19 protein-coding genes are annotated in these 16,915 nt (G+C 74.3%); 7 read left to right on the top strand and 12 right to left on the bottom strand.

What is annotated here, in order from left to right; genetic code table 11:
* Positions 1-188 precede the first annotated feature (188 nt).
* Complete coding sequence (locus HS048_RS14520) at positions 189-1,139, top strand: helix-turn-helix domain-containing GNAT family N-acetyltransferase (protein WP_196467229.1); 951 nt, start codon at positions 189-191, stop codon at positions 1,137-1,139.
* Here the strand turns inward: HS048_RS14520 and HS048_RS14515 are convergent.
* Together HS048_RS14515 and HS048_RS14510 are read right to left on the bottom strand one after the other, a co-directional pair.
* The gene (locus HS048_RS14515) at positions 1,117-2,298 is read right to left on the bottom strand and encodes an alkaline phosphatase PhoX (RefSeq protein ID WP_196467228.1); all 1,182 of its coding nucleotides are present in this window, start codon (positions 2,296-2,298) and stop codon (positions 1,117-1,119) included. The genes HS048_RS14520 and HS048_RS14515 overlap by 23 nt on opposite strands.
* A 297-nt stretch (positions 2,299-2,595) precedes the next feature.
* Positions 2,596-3,063: a DNA starvation/stationary phase protection protein gene (locus HS048_RS14510; RefSeq protein WP_196467227.1), complete on the bottom strand. Its 468-nt coding sequence runs from the start codon at positions 3,061-3,063 to the stop codon at positions 2,596-2,598.
* Between the two features lie 114 nt (positions 3,064-3,177).
* On the opposite strand from HS048_RS14510, the gene HS048_RS14505 reads away from it, so the two are divergent.
* The 3 genes from HS048_RS14505 (at position 3,178) to mmuM (ending at position 7,347) form a co-directional block, all read left to right on the top strand.
* Positions 3,178-3,840 carry a MerR family transcriptional regulator gene (locus HS048_RS14505; RefSeq protein WP_196467226.1) on the top strand — a complete coding sequence of 221 codons (663 nt, stop codon included), beginning with the start codon at positions 3,178-3,180 and terminating at the stop codon, positions 3,838-3,840.
* Complete coding sequence (locus tag HS048_RS14500; RefSeq protein ID WP_196467225.1) at positions 3,837-6,374, top strand: VIT domain-containing protein; 2,538 nt, start codon at positions 3,837-3,839, stop codon at positions 6,372-6,374. Before HS048_RS14505 ends, HS048_RS14500 begins: the two co-directional genes overlap by 4 nt.
* Positions 6,375-6,483: 109 nt before the next feature.
* Positions 6,484-7,347, top strand: coding sequence for a homocysteine S-methyltransferase (gene mmuM / locus HS048_RS14495; RefSeq protein ID WP_084007980.1), 864 nt, complete (start codon positions 6,484-6,486; stop codon positions 7,345-7,347).
* A 54-nt stretch (positions 7,348-7,401) separates the two neighbouring features.
* Here the strand turns inward: mmuM and HS048_RS14490 are convergent, their stop codons facing one another.
* A complete protein-coding gene (locus HS048_RS14490) occupies positions 7,402-7,842 on the bottom strand; it encodes a DoxX family protein (RefSeq protein WP_230880831.1) in 441 nt (146 codons plus the stop codon).
* A gap of 76 nt (positions 7,843-7,918) precedes the next feature.
* Between HS048_RS14490 and HS048_RS14485 the strand changes: the two genes are divergently transcribed.
* The gene (locus HS048_RS14485; RefSeq protein ID WP_196467224.1) at positions 7,919-8,395 is read left to right on the top strand and encodes a MarR family winged helix-turn-helix transcriptional regulator; all 477 of its coding nucleotides are present in this window, start codon (positions 7,919-7,921) and stop codon (positions 8,393-8,395) included.
* 20 nt (positions 8,396-8,415) lie between these two features.
* On the opposite strand, the gene HS048_RS14480 is transcribed toward HS048_RS14485, so the two are convergent.
* The 3 genes from HS048_RS14480 to HS048_RS14470 are packed head-to-tail and all read right to left on the bottom strand — an operon-like array spanning position 8,416 to position 10,003.
* Positions 8,416-8,775, bottom strand: coding sequence for a CrcB family protein (locus HS048_RS14480; protein ID WP_196467223.1), 360 nt, complete (start codon positions 8,773-8,775; stop codon positions 8,416-8,418).
* On the bottom strand, positions 8,772-9,293 hold the full coding sequence (locus tag HS048_RS14475) for a CrcB family protein (protein WP_196467222.1): 522 nt from the start codon (positions 9,291-9,293) through the stop codon (positions 8,772-8,774). Before HS048_RS14475 ends, HS048_RS14480 begins: the two co-directional genes overlap by 4 nt.
* Positions 9,290-10,003 carry a 1-acyl-sn-glycerol-3-phosphate acyltransferase gene (locus HS048_RS14470; RefSeq protein ID WP_196467221.1) on the bottom strand — a complete coding sequence of 238 codons (714 nt, stop codon included), beginning with the start codon at positions 10,001-10,003 and terminating at the stop codon, positions 9,290-9,292. The genes HS048_RS14475 and HS048_RS14470 overlap by 4 nt, the downstream gene beginning before the upstream one ends.
* A 149-nt stretch (positions 10,004-10,152) precedes the next feature.
* Between HS048_RS14470 and HS048_RS14465 the strand changes: the two genes are divergently transcribed.
* Positions 10,153-10,917, top strand: coding sequence for a carboxylesterase (locus HS048_RS14465; protein ID WP_196467220.1), 765 nt, complete (start codon positions 10,153-10,155; stop codon positions 10,915-10,917).
* Between the two features lie 68 nt (positions 10,918-10,985).
* On the top strand, positions 10,986-11,468 hold the full coding sequence (locus HS048_RS14460; RefSeq protein WP_196467219.1) for a hypothetical protein: 483 nt from the start codon (positions 10,986-10,988) through the stop codon (positions 11,466-11,468).
* A 22-nt stretch (positions 11,469-11,490) separates the two neighbouring features.
* Here HS048_RS14460 and HS048_RS14455 read toward each other — a convergent pair whose 3' ends face one another.
* The 6 genes from HS048_RS14455 to HS048_RS14430 form a co-directional block, all read right to left on the bottom strand.
* Complete coding sequence (locus HS048_RS14455; RefSeq protein ID WP_196467218.1) at positions 11,491-12,642, bottom strand: hypothetical protein; 1,152 nt, start codon at positions 12,640-12,642, stop codon at positions 11,491-11,493.
* A 190-nt stretch (positions 12,643-12,832) separates the two neighbouring features.
* Positions 12,833-13,552, bottom strand: coding sequence for an endonuclease/exonuclease/phosphatase family protein (locus HS048_RS14450; protein WP_307832470.1), 720 nt, complete (start codon positions 13,550-13,552; stop codon positions 12,833-12,835).
* A 168-nt stretch (positions 13,553-13,720) separates the two neighbouring features.
* Entirely contained in the window at positions 13,721-14,665 is a 945-nt protein-coding gene (locus HS048_RS14445) for an ROK family glucokinase (protein WP_191893131.1), read from the bottom strand.
* Between the two features lie 22 nt (positions 14,666-14,687).
* Positions 14,688-15,263 (bottom strand): DUF5304 family protein, encoded by a 576-nt coding sequence (locus HS048_RS14440; protein WP_196467217.1) that lies wholly within the window; start codon positions 15,261-15,263, stop codon positions 14,688-14,690.
* A complete protein-coding gene (locus HS048_RS14435) occupies positions 15,256-16,425 on the bottom strand; it encodes an ArsA family ATPase (RefSeq protein ID WP_068894248.1) in 1,170 nt (389 codons plus the stop codon). Before HS048_RS14435 ends, HS048_RS14440 begins: the two co-directional genes overlap by 8 nt.
* On the bottom strand, positions 16,422-16,859 hold the full coding sequence (locus HS048_RS14430; RefSeq protein WP_068894249.1) for an SRPBCC family protein: 438 nt from the start codon (positions 16,857-16,859) through the stop codon (positions 16,422-16,424). Before HS048_RS14430 ends, HS048_RS14435 begins: the two co-directional genes overlap by 4 nt.
* Between the last annotated feature and the right edge of the window lie 56 nt (positions 16,860-16,915).

Genomic DNA, 16,915 nt, shown 5'->3' with positions numbered 1-16,915 from the left:
AGAAGAGAGGGCGGCCTGTGCGTCCCCGCCCCGCTCACGGCACCTACCCGCGGCCGGCGGCGGCGAGCCCGGCCGGCCGGAATGCGGACGCGTTGCAGACCGATTCCCGAACGGGGATCTCCCCGGCCGCCACCGCTCCCGCACGGATTCACTTGACTGGATCAAATAAATCGTTGACCGTGTCATACATGGATGACCTCGTGGCGGAGATCCGCGCCTTCAACCGCTTCTACACCGGTGTCATCGGCGTGCTCGACCAGGGGTTCCTCGGCACGCCGTACTCCCTGACGGAGGTCAGGGTCCTGTTCGAGCTGAACCTGCGCGAGCGGATGGAGGCCGGCGAGCTGCGGCGGCTGCTCGGACTCGACGCCGGATACCTCAGCCGGATGCTCACCCGTTTCGAGACCGAAGGGCTCGCGGTGCGCGAGCGGTCGGCCGCCGACGGGCGGCGGCAGGTGATCGGGCTGACCGAGGAGGGCCGCACCGCCTTCGCCGCGCTCGACGAGCGGTCGGCCGCACAGGTGCGCGGCCTGCTGGACGGGGTGACCGAGGAGGACCTGCGGCGCCTGGTCGCGGGCATGGCCGTCGTCCGGGAGGTCCTCGGCCCCGCCCCGGACCGCGGCGGGCCGTACGTCATCAGGCCGCTGCGCGCGGGCGACCTGGGCTGGACGGTCTACCGGCACGGCGTGCTCTACGCCTCCGAGTACGGCTGGGGCACCGAGTTCGAGGCCCTCGTGGCCGGAATCGCGGCCGACTACGGGAGGCGTCACGACCCCCGGCGCGAGGCGGGCTGGATCGCCGAGGTGGACGGCGAGCGAGCCGGTTCGGTCTTCTGCGTCCGCGAGGACGACCAGACGGCCAGGCTCCGCCTGCTCCTGGTCGAGCCGTCCGCCCGGGGCAGGGGCATCGGCAGGCGGCTCGTCGACGAGTGCCTGCGCTTCGCCGAGGAGGCCGGCTACCGCCGGATCACGCTCTGGACCAGGGACGTGCTGACCGGCGCCCGGCGCATCTACCGGGCGGCGGGGTTCGAGCTGGTCCGGGAGGAACCGGGCGAGGGCTTCACCGAGGAGGTCTGGGCCCGCGACCTGCGGAAGGGCGGCGCCCGGGACGGGGCGCTCAGCCGCGGAACGGGCCGGTGACCTCGTAGGTGACGCCGTCGGTCCCGGCGGAGTCGCCCCGGGCGCCGCGCTGGGAGGAGAAGTACAGCCGGCGGCCGTCCGGGGAGAAGGCCGGGCCGGTGATCTCCGATCCGGCGTGGCCGTCGACCCTGAGGAACGGCGAGACCAGCCGGTCCGGGGTGATCAGGTTGATCTCCATGTTCCCGCCGTCCTCGGCCACGTACAGGTCTCCGGCGGGGGTGCCGGTGATGTTGTCCACCCCGGTCAGCGGGGAGGCGGCGTCGTAGGCGATCTCCAGGCGGCCGTTCTCCGCGTCGTAGGCCCACACCCGGTTGTCGCCCTTGGTGGTGAAGAAGCAGACTCCGCCGTCGTAGTGGCAGCCCTCACCGCCGGAGAAGTGCAGGGCGGCCCCCACCTGGTGCCTGGTCGCCTTCAGCGGCGCGGCGGGGTTGGGCACCCGCTCCCAGGTCACCGGCCCGGTGATCGCGCCCCCGCCGCCTTTCCCGCCGCCCCCGCCGCCGCCTTTCCCGTCGCCGCCGTCCCCGCAGAGCACCTCCAGCCGCCCGGCCGTCAGGTCGCCCCACACGTCCGGCCGGAACCGGTAGAAGCAGCCGTCCCGCTCGTCCTCGGTGAGGTAGACCACCTGCCGGTCGGGGTCGCAGGCGGCGGCCTCGTGCTTGAACCGGCCCATGGCCAGGCGCGGCATCGCGGCGCGCTCACCGTACGGGTCGCACTCGAACACGCGGCCCCGCAGGGTCTCCTCGCACGACAGCCAGGTGTTCCAGGGCGTGCGCCCGCCGGCGCAGTTGAGGTCGGTGCCCGAGAGGATCCGGTAGGCGCCGAGGATCTCTCCGCCGGCCCCGAACCTGATCGCCGAGGCCCCGCCGAGCAGCGGGATCTCGGAGTTGGACACGTAGATCCAGCCGGCGCCGTCGGGGAAGCAGGCCCCGCCGTCGGGCGCCGCGTGCCAGAGCGTCCCGCCGACCCTGCGGCCGGTGCGGGCGACGATCCTGCTGGTGAAGCCCTCGGGCAGCGCGACGCCGTTCGCGTCGGGCGCGCGGAGCGGCCCGTAGTGGCCCGTCCCCCGCGCGGACACGCACGCGGCCCCCTGCCAGAGGGATCCCGTCAACGCCGCACCCGCGGTCAGTCCTCCGGTGCGCAACAACGTACGGCGGAGCATGGCGCCTCCTCGCTGCCTTCACGGTACGCGGGCCAGTCGACCGGATCCGGGTGAACACGGCCACCGTCCCGATTGAAACTCTGCGGAAACCCGGAAGGCACGCGTTTCGACCGATCCGCTCTCATCGCCGACCGGCCGCGCCCCTCCTCCGGCGGATCGCGTCCCTGCGGCCCCTCCGGCGGATCGCGGCGCGCGAAGGCGCCCCGGCGCCGGGCCGGGACGCCTTCGCGCACCGCGTCGGGGCACCCTGGCGGAAAGCACCCGCCGGAGTGCCGCCTCAGCGGCCGGGCGGGCCGTTCAGCGCTGCGCCTGCATCATCCAGTGGTGCTTCTCCACGTCCTGGGTGACGGCGATGAAGATGTCCTGGGTGACGGGGTCGGCCTCGGCGGTGGCGTCGACCCGCTCGCGCATCCTGCGGCCGATGGACTCCAGGATGTCCGTCATCGCCGCGACGACCTTGTCGACGTCCAGGTAGCCGGAGTCGAGCTGGGGCACCTTCGTGGTGGCGGCGATGGCGGACGCGCGGCCGTCGGGCGTGATGTCGAGCGACACCGCCCGCTCGGCGACGGTGTCGGCGTGCGCCCGCGCGAACCCCACGATCTCGTCCAGGTGCAGGTGGATCTGGCGGAAGTTGCGGCCGATCACATTCCAGTGGGCCTGCTTGGCCAGGAGCGAGAGATCGAGGAGATCGATGAGCGCGCCCTGCAGGGCCTCTCCGACGATCTTCTTGTCACCGGGCTGAAGCGGGCCGGTGATGGTGGCCATGGGACGTACCTCCGTTGTCGGTATCCGTTGTCTCGTTGCGAACCAGAGCCGCCCATACCCACCGATACCGGACCTATGTTGACACTGTAATAATTGCAGTGTCACTATGAGGGCATGGAATGGACGATCGGCGAACTGGTGGAGCGGGCCTCGGCGGCCCTCCCCCCGCCCGCCCGCCAGGGCGGGCGGGTCAGGGACGTGCCCAACGAGCGCCTCGTCCGGTGGTACGCCACCATCGGCCTGCTCGACCCGCCGGCCGCCCGCCGGGGCCGCGTCGCGCTGTACGGCAGGCGCCACCTGCTCCAGCTGATCGCCGTCAAGCGGCGGCAGGCCGAGGGCCGGAGCATCGCCGAGATCCAGGCCGAGCTCGCCGGGGCGACCGACCAGATCCTGGAGGCGATCGCCCGCCTCCCCGCCTCCCCGGACGGGAGCCCGGCGCCCCGCGAGGCCCGCCCGCGCTTCTGGACCGGCCCGCCCGCCCCTCCCGCCCCGGCGCGGAACCGGACGCCCGCCCCTTCCACCCCCGCACGGAACGACCCTCCCGCCCCGGTGCGGAACGGGACGCCCGGCTCCCCCTCACCCGCCTCCCCGCCCCCGGTTCCCTCCGCCGCCTCGGCCGTGCCCGCGGTACGGCTGGCCGCGGGCGTGACCCTCCTGCTCGACGGCGCGAGCCGTGTCCCGTCCCACGACGACCTCGCCGGGATCGCCGCCGCGTCCGAGACGCTCCTGGCGGTCCTGCGCGAGCGTGGGCTCGCCTCTCCGGAAGGAAAGCCATGACGATCAACTCCATCACCCCGCTGCGGCCGGACGAGTGCGAGCCGGTCCCCGACGCCGGGCTGGGCGCGCTCGTCACCGAGCGCGGCAACCTGCCCCTGGAGAGCGTGGACGTCGCCGCCGAGGTCGCCGGCCTGGCCGCCGGGGTGACGGTGACGCAGTGCTTCCGCAACGCCTTCGACGTGGCGCTGGAGGCGACCTACGTCTTCCCGCTGCCCGACCGGGCCGCGGTGACGGCCTTCCGCATGGAGGCCGACGGGCACGTCGTCGAGGGCGTGCTGAAGGAGCGCGGCCGGGCCAGGGCCGACTACGACCGGGCGGTCGCCGAGGGGCGGCGGGCGGCCATCGCCGAGGAGGACCGGCCCGACGTCTTCACCATCCGGGTCGGCAACATCGTGCCGGGCGAGCGGGTCACCGTACGGCTCACGCTCGACCAGCCGCTCCCCTACGAGGACGGCGCGGCGACGTTCCGCTTCCCGCTGGTCGTCGCCCCCCGCTACATCCCCGGGACCCCGCTCGACGGCGGGCAGGCCGGCGACGGCTGGGCCGCCGACACCGACGCGGTGCCCGACGCCTCGCGCATCACCCCGCCGGTGCTGCTGCCCGGCTTCCCGCACCCGGTGCGGCTCTCGCTCGCGGTCGCGGTCGACGCCGCCGGGCTGGAGCTGCGCGAGGTCCGCTCCAGCCTGCACACCGTCCTGCAGGACGGCCGCACCGTACGGCTGACGCCCGGTGAGCGGCTGGACCGCGACTTCGTCCTGCGCCTGCACTTCGACGCCTCCACCGCCCTGACCCTCGTCCCCGACCCGGACGGCCCGGGGGACGGAGACGAGGGCACGTTCGCGCTGTCCGTGGTCCCGGAGCCGGGGCCCTCCGCGCCCGCGCCGAAGGACGTCGTGCTGGTGCTGGACCGCTCGGGCAGCATGGCCGGCTGGAAGATGGTCGCCGCCCGGCGCGCCGCCGCCCGCATCGTCGACACGCTGACCGGCGACGACCGGTTCGCCGTGCTCGCCTTCGACACCGTGGTGGAGCACCCCGGGCGGCCCGGCGAGGGCGGCGGCGAACTGGTGCGGGCCACCGACCGCAACCGCTACCGGGCGGTGGAGTACCTCGCCCGGCTGGAGGCGCGCGGCGGCACCGAGATGGTGGAGCCGCTGGAGCGCGCCGCCGCGCTGCTCGGCGACTCCTCGCGGGACCGGGTGCTGGTGCTGGTCACCGACGGGCAGGTGGGCGACGAGGACCGGATCCTGGAGCGGACCGCGGGGCGGCTGGCCGGCGTGCGGGTGCACACGGTCGGCATCGACCAGGCCGTCAACGCGGGCTTCCTGGGCCGGCTGGCCGGGCTCGGCGCGGGCCGGTGCGAGCTGGTGGAGTCGGAGGACCGGCTGGACGAGGCCATGGAGCACATCCACCGCAGGATCGGCGCGCCACTGGTCACCGACCTGTCCCTGGCGGGAGACGGCCTCGACCCGCTCCCCGGCTCGACCGGCCGCCTCGGCTCGGTCTACCCCGGCGTGCCGCTGACCGTCCACGGCCGCTACCGGGGCGCGGCCGGGACCTCCGCGAGCGTGGTCCTGCGCGGCCTGGACGCCGCCGGGCGGCCGTGGGAGCGGCGGATCACCGGGACGCGCGCGCACAACCCCGCGGTGCGCTCGATCTGGGCGCGCGCCCGGCTGCGCGACCTGGAGGACCGCTACGCCGCCGGCGACCGCTCGCTGGAGGAGGAGATCGTCTCGACCTCGCTGGAGTACGGCGTGCTCTGCCGGTTCACCGCGTTCGTCGCGGTCGACAGCCGGGTGGCCGCCGAGGGCGGCCCGGAGCACCGGGTGATCCAGCCGGTGGAGCTGCCCCGCGGCTGGGAGACGCCCGCGGCCGCGGCCGCGCCGATGCTCCTGGCCTCGATGCCCCCGACCATGAGCGCGGCCATGCCTGCTCCCATGCCCGCCCCGCGGGCGGCCGCTCCCGGCGCACCGCCCGCCTCCCCCGCTCCGGGGTACGGCGCGGGCGCGCCGGGCGGGTCCGCCGGGGCCTCGCCGGAGGCCTTCCCCGGCGCGCTCCCGGACACCTTCCCGGACGCCTTCCCCGACACGGAGGCCGGCCCGGTCCCCGACGCGGGGATCGGCGCGTTCCCGGACGCGGGCCGCGACGCGTTCCCCGCGCCGCCGGGCGGAGCCCCCGTCCCGCGCGCGCCGATGAGGTCCCGGTCCGTCCCGCGTCCCGCCTCCCCCGCCGGGGTCCCGGCCGGCTCCGGTGCACCGGGCGACGCCCTGCGCACGCAGCTGGCCGAGGAGCTCCGGCGGCTGCGGGCCGCCGAGTCCCTCCCGCCCGCCGAGCGGCTGCGCCTGCTGTCCGACCTGGGCAGCCGCCTGGCCGCCCTGGCCGTCTTCCTCGGCGGCCATCCGGAGCTGGAGGCGCTGGCCGGGGAGCTGGCGTCGGCGGGACCCGGCGCGGACGCGGACGCGCTGTGGCGGCAGGCCGTCCGAACCCTGGAGGGGCTGAGCGAGCCGGAGCGGCGCCGTCCCTTCTGGAAGCGGTGACCGCCGGGCCCGGTGGCCGGCCGGCAGGAGCGGCCGGCCGCCGGGCCGTCCCGGCGGCTTCGAGATCGTCCGCCGGATCATCCCGCCACCTGTGACGTACAGTGGCGGGGTGGTGATTCTCGACGGCGGTCTGGCCACCCATCTGGAGTCCCTGGGCGCGGACCTGGGTGACGAGCTGTGGTCGGCGAAGCTCCTGGTGGAGGACCCCTCGCTGATCCGGCAGGCGCATCTCGACTACTACGCCGCGGGAGCGCAGGTGGCGACCACGGCGAGTTACCAGGCGAGCATCCCGGCGTTCGTGCGCCGGGGTCTGTCCGCCGGCCGGGCCGAGGAGCTGATCCTGCTCTCGATCCGCCTGGCCGCCGAGGCGCGGGACGCCCACGGCGAGGGCGCGGTGGCCGCCAGCGTCGGCCCGTACGGCGCCTCTCTCGCCAACGGCGCCGAGTACACCGGCGACTACGACCTCGACGAGGACGGCCTGGTCGCCTGGCACCGGGAGCGCTGGCACATCCTGGCCGGCGGCGGAGCCGACTTCCTGGCGTGCGAGACCGTCCCGTCGTACGCCGAGGCCCGCGCGCTGAGGCGGCTGCTCGACGAGACCCCGGGCGTGCGGGCGTGGATCAGCTTCTCCTGCCGCGACGGTGAGCGCATCAGCGACGGCACTCCTATGCGCCGGGCCGCCGCGTTGTTCGCGGGCCACCCCCAGGTCCTCGCCGTCGGCGTCAACTGCACCGCGCCGCGCCACATCCCCAGCCTGATCGGGCAGATCGAGGGCAAGCCCGTCATGGTCTACCCCAACTCCGGCGAGACCTGGGACGCCGAGGCCCGCCGCTGGCGCGGTCTGGCCGACCCGGCCGAGTTCGGCGCGGCGGCCGCGGAATGGCACGCCGCGGGCTCGGACTTCGTCGGCGGCTGCTGCCGTACGACTCCGGAGCACATCCGGCAGATCCGCGAGCACGTCTACGGCGGCTAGGCGTCCTGCCCCGCGAGGCCGTGACGCCCGTACGGCGAGGGCGTGCGGCAGCGATCAGACCGAGGTCGTGGCGCCCGTACGGCCGCGGCGGTGCTGCCAGAGGGAGTCGACGGCCAGGGCTCCGCCTCCGCTGAAGCCGATCATCAGACTGGCCGCCGCCAGGGCGAGGACGTACTCGTAGCCGCCCTTGTCCGCGGCGAACCCCGCCGACCCGTGGACGAACAGGATCGCGCCGAGCATGTTGAGCGCGAGCAGCGTGCCGAAGAGCGGGAGCGCGGCGCCCACGATGAGGGCGATCCCGCCCACGACCTCCAGGACCGCCACCGCCGGCGCCGCCAGGCCCGCCAGGGGGATCCCGACCGACTCGAAGAACGCCGTCGTCCCCGACAGCCCGGAGCTGAACTTCATCCAGCCGTGCACCAAGAAGATCACGCCGATGACGACGCGTCCCACCAGGAACGCGATGGGCCTGACTCGATCGATCACACCGAACATGACGCCTCCTGAGGTTCGAATTCGAACCACCACCTAAGCAGATAGTTCAAATTCAAACAACCTGTAGACTGAGTGGATGACGGGGACGCGATGGCTCGACGAGCGCGAGATGGTCGCGTGGACTGCCTATCTGACCGCCTCCCACCTGCTCGAACGGCGCGTCGAGGAACAGCTGAAAGCGGACGCGGGCTTGACCCACGCCCAGTACGAGATCCTCGCGCGGCTCTCCGCCGCCCCCGGCCGGCGACTCCGCATGACCGAGCTCGCCCGTGGCGTGGTGGCCTCCAAGAGCGGGCTGACCTATCAGATCAGCAGGCTCGAGACGATGGGCCTGGTGACCCGGGAGACCTGCCCCTCCGACGAGCGCGGGGTGCTGGCCGCGCTGACCGGCGAGGGCATGGCGTGTCTCGAACGCACCGCACCGGGCCACGTCGCCGTCGTCCGTGCGCTCCTCATCGACCTGCTGGAGCCGGGCGAACTGGAGACGATGACCCGCGTCATGCGGAAGATGGAAGCGGCGATGCGCGACGATGCGCCCCCGCCATCCCGTTGACCCTGTTCATCCCATCGGTCCTACCAGGCTATCCGGCCGAGGGCCGCCCCGGCGAACGCCGCCGCCAGGCCTGCCGCCAGCGTGAGCGCCAGGTTCGCCGCGGCCAGGCGCCGCTCGCCGGCCTCGGCCAAGCGCAGCACGTCGTAGGCGAGCGTGCTGTAGGTGCTCAGCGCCCCGCAGAAGCCGGCGCCGCCCAGCGTGAGCGCCCAGCCCGGGAGCCGTCCGGCGGCCGCTCCGGCCGCCAGCAGGCCGAGCAGGAACGAGGCGGCCGTGTTCGCCGCGAGGATCCCCCACGGGAAGCGGGGGCCGGAGCGCGAGGCCGCCAGGTGCCGCAGCGCCGCCCCGGCCGCTCCGCCCAGCGCCACCAGCAGCACGCTCATCCCGCCCGGCGCTCCCGCCGCGCCCGCCGCGCCCGCCTTGCCAGGACCGTCCCGGCGAGTGCCGCCGACACCGCCAGGACCGGGGTGGCGACGAGATAGGAGAGCGCCGTGGCCGGCCGGCCCAGACGGACCAGTCCCTCCACGTCCACGGCGAAGGAGGAGAAGGTGGTGAACCCGCCCAGCACCCCGGTGGACAGGAAGGGCCCGGCCAGCGGGTGGGGCTCCAGCGCCACGAGCACCACGACGAGCGCCCCGATCAGCAGGCAGCCGAGGACGTTGACCGCCAGGGTGGTCCAGGGGAAGCCGCCCGGCGCGGTCGGCAGCGCCGCGCCCAGGCCGTGGCGGGCCAGCGCGCCGAGCGCGCCGCCGCAGGCGACCGCGGCGGTGGCGGTGGCGGCCCGCGGCGGTCCGGCCCGGAGCGGGCGCCCGGTCAGGGAGCGGGGTGAGAAACGGGACCGGGCCCGCGGCCGGAGCCGGGCCGGACGGCGGGGCCCGGGCGGGTCCCCCGCGCCGTTCAACGCCGCCCGGCCTTCTTCGCCTCCTTCGCCGCCTGGGCCGCCTCGGCCTTGGCGCTCGCGGCGTACTTGTCGACGTACTCCTGGCCGCCCAGCTCCATCAGGGCGTACATGATCTCGTCGGTGACGGCGCGCAGGACCAGGCGGTCCTCCTCCATGCCGTAGTAGCGGGAGAAGTCCAGCGGCTTGCCGAACCTCACGCCCGGGCGGATGCCCAGGCGCGGGAGGGGACGGCCGGGGGGCATCATCTCGAAGGTGCCGACCATCGCCCACGGGATGACCGGCGCGCGGGACTCCAGCGCCAGCCGCGCCACACCGGTCTTGCCCTTGTAGAGGCGGCCGTCGTGGGAACGGGTACCCTCGGGGTAGATGCCGAGCACGTTGCCCTCGCTCAGCACGCGCAGGCCGGTGCGGATCGCAGCCTCGCTGGCCTTGCCTCCCGAGCGGTCGATCGGCACGGTGCCGACGCCGCTGAAGAAGGCCCGGCTGAGCATCCCCTTGAGGCCCCTGCCCGTGAAGTACTCGGCCTTGCCGAGGGAGATCACCTTGCGCGGAAGGAACAACGCCCCGAAGAAGTGGTCGGCGAACGACAGGTGGTTGCCGGCCAGGATCACCGGGCCCTCCTTCGGCACGTTCTCCACCCCCTCCTCCCAGGGGCGGAAGATCAAACGGAGAAGGGGCGCGAGGATGGCCTTCACCACCCAGTAGAACACTCGATGCTCCTTTGGTTGACAGGAAGCGACCTGGAGTTATCTTCCCACCTCAAGGCCCCGTCACCTACACCGCGAAACCGCACAAATCACCCTCTCGCAAAACAGGCCCCGAACATGCGACGATCAGGCAAGCCTGACAAGGAGTCACAATGCCAATCATGTCCGGCGCGGAACCGTACCACCACGCGGCAGGCCCGGTCGGGGTGCTGCTCTGCCACGGCTTCACCGGCTCTCCGCAGTCGCTGCGGCCCTGGGCGGAGCACCTCGCCGAGGCGGGGCTGACCGTGGCGCTGCCCCGACTCCCCGGGCACGGCACCACCTGGCAGGAGATGAACCGCACCCGCTGGGAGGACTGGTACGCCGAGCTGGACAAGACGCTGGCGGACCTGCGGGGCCGCTGCCCCGAGGTCTTCGTGGCGGGCCTGTCGCTGGGCGGCTGCATGGCGCTGCGCCTGGCCGAGGTGCACGGCGAGGGCATCAGGGGCGTGGTCGTCGTCAACCCCTCGATCGCCAACGACGTCCCGCTGCTCAGGCTCGCGCCGCTGCTGCGGTTGTTCGTCCCCTCCGTCCAGGGGGTCGCGGGCGACATCAAGAAGGAGGGGATGGTCGAGGTGGGCTACACGCGCACCCCGGTCAAGGCCGCGGCGAGCCTCCCCCGCCTCTGGGCGCTGACCCAGGCCGAGCTGGACAGGGTGACCCAGCCCGTCCTGGTCTTCCACAGCCCGCAGGACCATGTGGTCAAACCGACCAGTGTGCGTATTCTTCGTGAGAGGCTGACCGGGGGGAATCTGGACGTGGTCGAGCTCGCCGACAGCTACCACGTCGCGACGCTCGACAACGACGCCGACCGGATCTTTGCGGAGAGCCTGGAGTTCATCAGGACGAACGCCTCTGTACCCTTGCAGAGAGACTGATCGCCAGCGGGGGATGCGCGGTCTCCGGAGAAGGAAGTGATCAGGCCATGAGCGACGGGCCCAGCTAGGTGACACCGCAGAGCGACGAGGACGAGGTCTGGCGGCAGATCGTCGCGTCCTTCAACGACACCGCCGAGCGCGACTCGGCCGACCAGCCGTGGCCGGACAGCGAGAACCTCCCCGCCGATCCCCCGCGCCGGGTGGTCAGGATCCCGGAGGAGGACGGCCTCCCCGCGACGGAGGAGGACGGCCGCACCGACGCCGGCACCGACTCCGATCCCGCCGCCGGGCAGGAGGACGACGAGGGGCACTACGTGCCTCCTCCGCCGCCGCCGCTGCCCAAGACCGACGCCACCGCCAAGATCGCGTGGACGGCCCTGTTCGGCGGTCCCGCCTACCTGCTGGTGACCGCCGCGGCCGGGTGGGAGCTGCGCGGCTGGGCGCTGTTCACCGCGGTCGCCGCGTTCATCGGCGGTTTCGTGGCGCTGGTGGTGCGGATGGGGGACGGCCCGCCCGGCGGCTCCGGCTGGGACGACGGCGCCGTCCTCTGAGCCCCCGCGTCCGGGCCGGGCCTCACGACCTGGACCGGGCGGAGTCTCCCTGGCCGGCCGGGCTCTTCGTCGCGAAGCGCTCGATCACGTCGGTGTAGCGCCCGTTGCCGTCCACCACGTGGCCGACGGTCCAGATCGTGCCCGTGCCGGGCAGGTAGGCCGCCGACTGGAGCCTGATCGTCCGGGGGGCCGAGGGCGGAGCGCCGTGCAGCGTCTTGACCCTGCGGCCGTCGTAGCGGAGCAGGAACGCCTCCCCCGGACGCGTCAGGTCGACTCCGGAGATCCAGAAGCGGTTCTTGCGGTCGCCGGTCACGCCGTACAGCCGCACGTCCTGGTCGGGCAGGTCCACCCTGGACCACTTCTTGCCGTTCCAGGACAGGACCAGCGGGACGACCTGCCCCGAGTCGCGGTAGACGCCGCCGACGGCCAGTGCGCGCCTGGACCCGTTGAGGTGGACGTCACGCAGGTAGCCGCCGGGGATGTCCGGAGCGGGGAAGGACTTCCACTGCCCGCCGGACGACCTCATGATCAGCGGTTTGCCGCCGGTGTCGCCGACCGCCCAGCCGTCCCCCTTGGCGGTCACCGCGACGCCGTACAGCGTGCCGCGCCCTTCGGCGGCGGTGAGCGTCCACTTCCCGCCCGAACCGGTGACGATCAGCGGCTGCCTGGCGCGGCGTCCCACGGCGACCACCCGGTCCGTGACGGCCGCCACCCCGCCCAGCCAGTCGCCCACGTGCAGGGTGTCGACGGTGACCCGGTCGAAGGCCGAGCCGTCCCCCCTGGCGAGGTACGGCAGGCCGTCGTGCCCCTCCCCCACCGCCCACAGCTCGGTCGCCGACGCCGCCGCGACCGAGCGCAGGAGCCCGGCCCCGGTGGGGTCGTTGCGGATGGGGACCTCGGTCCAGGTCCGGCCGTTCCAGTGAGTGATGGCCCCCCGGCTCTGCCAGACGTCCCACACGCTCTGCTGGCCCACCGCCCACACGTTCCCGGCGGAGAGCCCGGCGACGTCGGACAGGGATCCGTCACTGCTCAGCCGGGCGGTCGCCGGTGCCTGCCAGGCCTCCGCCGCGGGCGGGCGGACGGGATCGGCGTGCGCGGCCGGCGTGTGGAGGAAGGGCAGAAGCAGGCCTCCCGCGCACAGCGCCAGGGCACGCCGCGGAAGGCGACGGGTCATGCACCAAATGGTACGGGTGATGCCCGCTCCATGTGTGCGGCTCCCCGTCCTCGGCCGCACCCCCGGCCGCTTCCCGCGGTACGCGCCCCGGCGGGGACGCCCTGCCCCGCCCCTGTCCGGCACGTCCTGAGCGGACGGTGCGGCCCCCGCAGGCATGTTCGGCTGCGGGCACGTTCGGCCGCGGGCGCGTTCAGCCGCGGGGGTCGCGCCCGTGGGAGGACCGGGCGCAGTCCAGCTCGGCGACCACCGGCAGGTGGTCGGTGGCGGCGGCCAGGTCGGCGGGGTCGGCCTCGATCCCGCCGCAGGAGACCACGGAGACGCCCGCCACCGCGAAGACCGCGTCGATGCGCTTGCCCGGGTTCCGGGCGGGGAAGGTGAGGCCGTCGCCGCGGGGCGAGACGGCGTAGCAGTCGGCCAGCCGCCCGGTCAGGTGCCGCCAGGCGGGCTGGTGCGCCTGCTCGTTGATGTCCCCCGCGAGCACGGGCAGCGCGCCGAACCGGCCGGCCACCTCCTCGACCAGGTCCAGCGCCTCGCCGGCGTGGTGCAGCCGGGCCTCCTGGTCGAGGTCCAGGTGGACGCAGCCGACGGCCACCCGGGCGCCCTCCGCCTCCACGACGGCGATCGCGATCGCCCGCCGTTCCAGACCGGGGAAGTGTCTCAGCAGGCGGCCCTCGCCGTGCAGCAGCCGGACGCCCGGTCCGGTCAGCACGGCCAGGCCCCCCGCCCGCAGCCCCGCGGCGACCCGCAGGCCGCCGAAGGCGGCCAGGCGCCGCCGTCTGCAGCGCCAGCACAGGAAGCGGGGCGCCTCCTGCACGCAGAGCACGTCGGCGCGGAGGGCGGCGACCACCCGCCCCAGCGCCGCGACGTCGTCGCGCATGGAACGCACGTTGTAGCTGGCGACCCTGAGCACCACGGTGACCTCGCAGGTGACCTCGCGCCGACGGGAACGTCAGCGTAACCGCGGCGGGGACCCCGTGCCAGCGCCTCCGGCCGCCCGCGGGCGCCTTCCGGTCACCTCCTCCGGCCGGCGACTCCGATCGACGCCTGCCGGTCGATGCCTCCGGCCGGCGCCTGCCGGTCAGCGCCGGCGGGCGAGGTCGGCGGCGCCGACGAGGCCGGCGGAGGCGCCGAGCTCGGCCAGGCGGATGTCGGCCAGGGGGCGGTGGCCCCGGCCGGTCAGGTGGCGGCCGAAGGAGTCGCGGACCTGGTCGATCCAGAGGTCGGCGGCGCGCGAGACGCCGCCGCCGAGGATGAAGCAGCCGGGGTCGAGCACCGCGGCGAGGTCGCTCAGTCCCCGGCCGAGCCACTCTGCCATCGAGGAGAACGCGGCCAGCGCCGCCGGATCGCCTTCGCGGGCGGCGTCGGTGATCTCGGGGCCCTCGATGTCGGCGGGGCCGCCCCCGGCGATCTCCAGCAGCCGGGCCGCCCGCGCCGGGTCGGCCTCCGCGATCAGCCTGGCCTCGGTGACCAGCGCGTTGCCGCTGGCGTACTGCTCCCAGCAGCCGAGGTTGCCGCAGCCGCACAGGCGCCCCTCGGGGACCACCTGCATGTGCCCGAACTCGGCGCCCATGCCCCAGCGGCCCCGGTAGAGGGCGCCGTCCAGCACCATGCCGCCGCCGATGCCGGTGCCGACGGTCACGCACACGACGTGGCTCTCCCCGCGGCCCGCGCCGAACCTCGCCTCGGCCCACGCCATCGCGTTGGCGTCGTTCTCCACCACGACGGGCAGGCCGATCAGGTCGGAGACCTTCTTCTGCAGCGGCTCCTCACGCCAGGCGAGGTTGGGCGCGAACCGTACCAGCGAGCGGGTCTCGTCGATGAACCCGGCGGCGCCGAGACCGACGGCCTCGACCTCCCGGTCCTTCGCCAGCTCCGCCACCGCGTCGGCGATGGTGTCCGCGACGCGTTCGGGGTTGTCGGCCGGAGTGGGCCGCAGAGACTGCGCGACGATCCGCCCGCCGTCGTCCACGACGCCCGCCGCGATCTTGGTGCCGCCGATGTCAACGCCGATGGTCAGCGCCATCTCTCACCCTTTCCCTCTGGGCTCACCCCAGGTCGATGTGCTCCACGGGGGTGTCCTCCCGCGAGGCCTCACGCTCCCGCGCCCGCTGCGCGGCCGAGGGCCTGTTCAGCGCGTCGACGGCCGACTTGAACGCGGCGAAGAGCTCGGAGCCGGCCTGCACCAGGTGGTCGGTCACCTGGCCGCCGGACTCGCGCTGCGCCGCCATGGCGCGGCAGACGGGGCAGGCGCGGCAGATGTACTCCTCATCGTGGTCGGAGACCGCCTCCTCCCACACGTCCCTGGCGCCGCGGCCGCCTCCGGAGAACGCGCTGCCGAACCCGGTCATCGTGCCCTTGACCAGGTTCTTGCGCAGTTCCCGCGCGGCCTTGCGCTGGAGCGCGTCGAAGAGCTTGAGCGCCTCCTCGGCCGCGTTCCCGAGCGGGTCGCCCCCGCCGCCCCGGGGGGCGCCGGAGCCCGCCGTCCCGGCGGTGTCCCCGGCGCCGCCGCTCCCGCGGTCCGCTCTCCCCTCGCTCCCGGCGTCGCGGCCGTTCCGGTCGTGCCGGCCGGTCTGATCGCTCACGCCGTCCGGGTTGCTGGTGTTTCCGGTGTTCTCAGTCATCTGGCCCTCCCGATTGGAACCGTACCCGCAGACGGCCGTCCGAGAGCGCGGCGTCCCGCACGCCCCTGCGGGCCAGTGCCGCGGGCAGGGCCAGGACCCTGCGGTAGGGGCCCACGGTGACGATCAGCTCGTCGCCCTTCCTGGCCAGGTCCACCTCGCCCTTCTCGGCGAGCGGCAGGGCCAGCAGGAGCTCGCCCTCGGCGGTGATCCGCAGCGGCGGCTCCCCTCCGGGCGGGGCGAAGGGATCGGCCCGGCCGTACATGGCCTCGGCGACGCGGGCCAGCGCGTCCGGGCCGACGGGCTCGGCGTCCAGGTAGGGGACGGTGTGCACGGGCAGCGGCGCGAAGGACTCCGCCACCTCGGCCAGGTGCCTGGTCTGGGCGGCCACCCACCGCTCCCGCCACGGGTCGGCCCCCTCGGCGGGGAAGACGCGGTTGGCGATCGCGGCGTCGACGCGGTAGCCGTACAGGCTGAGGGAGGTGAGCGTGCGGCGGGCCTCGGCGAGCACCACGGCCTCGGGGGTGAGCACCAGCCGGACGCTGGCGTCCGGGCCGGTGAGCAGCTCGCGGACCTCCATCAGCGCCCGGTGCAGGCGCTCGCCCGCGCCGACCACGTGGTCGTCCGGGACGCTGACCATCGCCACCCGGCGCACCAGCGGGGAGAGCGTGCGCAGCAGCCGCCTGCCGACCGGGAGCAGCCGGTTGACGTGCCAGTCGAGGGCCTCGGGCAGGGCGAGCAGCCGGAGCGTCTCGGCGGTGGGCGCGCAGTCGACGACGATCACGTCCCAGCGCCCGGTCGCGGCCTGCTCGCGCAGCTCCAGCAGGGCGATGACCTCCTCCGCGCCGGGCAGCACCGTGATCTCCTCGGCGGTGACCGCGTCGAGGCCCAGCTCGGCGAAGACCCCGCGGGCGTAGTCGCGCAGCTCGCCCCACTGGCGCTCCAGCGACCGCTGCGTGTCGACCTGGTGCAGGTAGAGGCAGGGTTCGATCTCGGAGGGCTCGGCGGCGGCGGTCACCCCGAGCGCGTCGGCCAGCGAGTGCGCGGTGTCGGTGGAGACCACCAGCGTCTTGAGGCCGGACCTGGCCGCGAGGACGGCGGTGGCCGCCGCCGCGGTCGTCTTGCCGACCCCGCCCTTGCCCGTGAAGAGCAGGACCCGCGTCATGCGCTCTCGACGCGCTTCTTCAGCCCCTTCAGGGCGGTGTCGATGATGACCTTCTCCGCCTTCCGCTTGATCATGCCGATCATCGGGACCTTGAGGTCCACGGCGAGCTCGTAGGTCACCTCGGTGCCGCCGCCCGTCTCGGCCAGGCGGTAGCTGCCGGTGAGGCCGGAGACCATCTTCCCGCCCTCGGCGACGGTCCAGTCGACGGACTCGTCGCCGTGCCAGGTGTAGGCGAGGGAGTACTCGTCACTGATCACGCCCGCGTCCAGGACGAACCTGACCCGCTCCGGGCGGCCGTCCGGCCCGGTGGACAGGACCTGCGCGGACTTCACCTGCCCCGCCCACTCGGGGTAGGCGCCGAAGTCGGCGATCACCGTCATGATGGTCGACCGGTCCGCGCCGATCGTGATGCTCGAGGTCGTGCGATCAGCCATGGGGTTACCGTACTACCGCTCCCCCCGCGCCCGCCTCAGCCCGGCGATCTCACCGC

It is taken from the genome of Planomonospora sp. ID91781 (assembly GCF_015711595.1).
Classification (GTDB): domain Bacteria; phylum Actinomycetota; class Actinomycetes; order Streptosporangiales; family Streptosporangiaceae; genus Planomonospora; species Planomonospora parontospora.
This window is presented reverse-complemented; position numbering and strand designations above follow the sequence as displayed.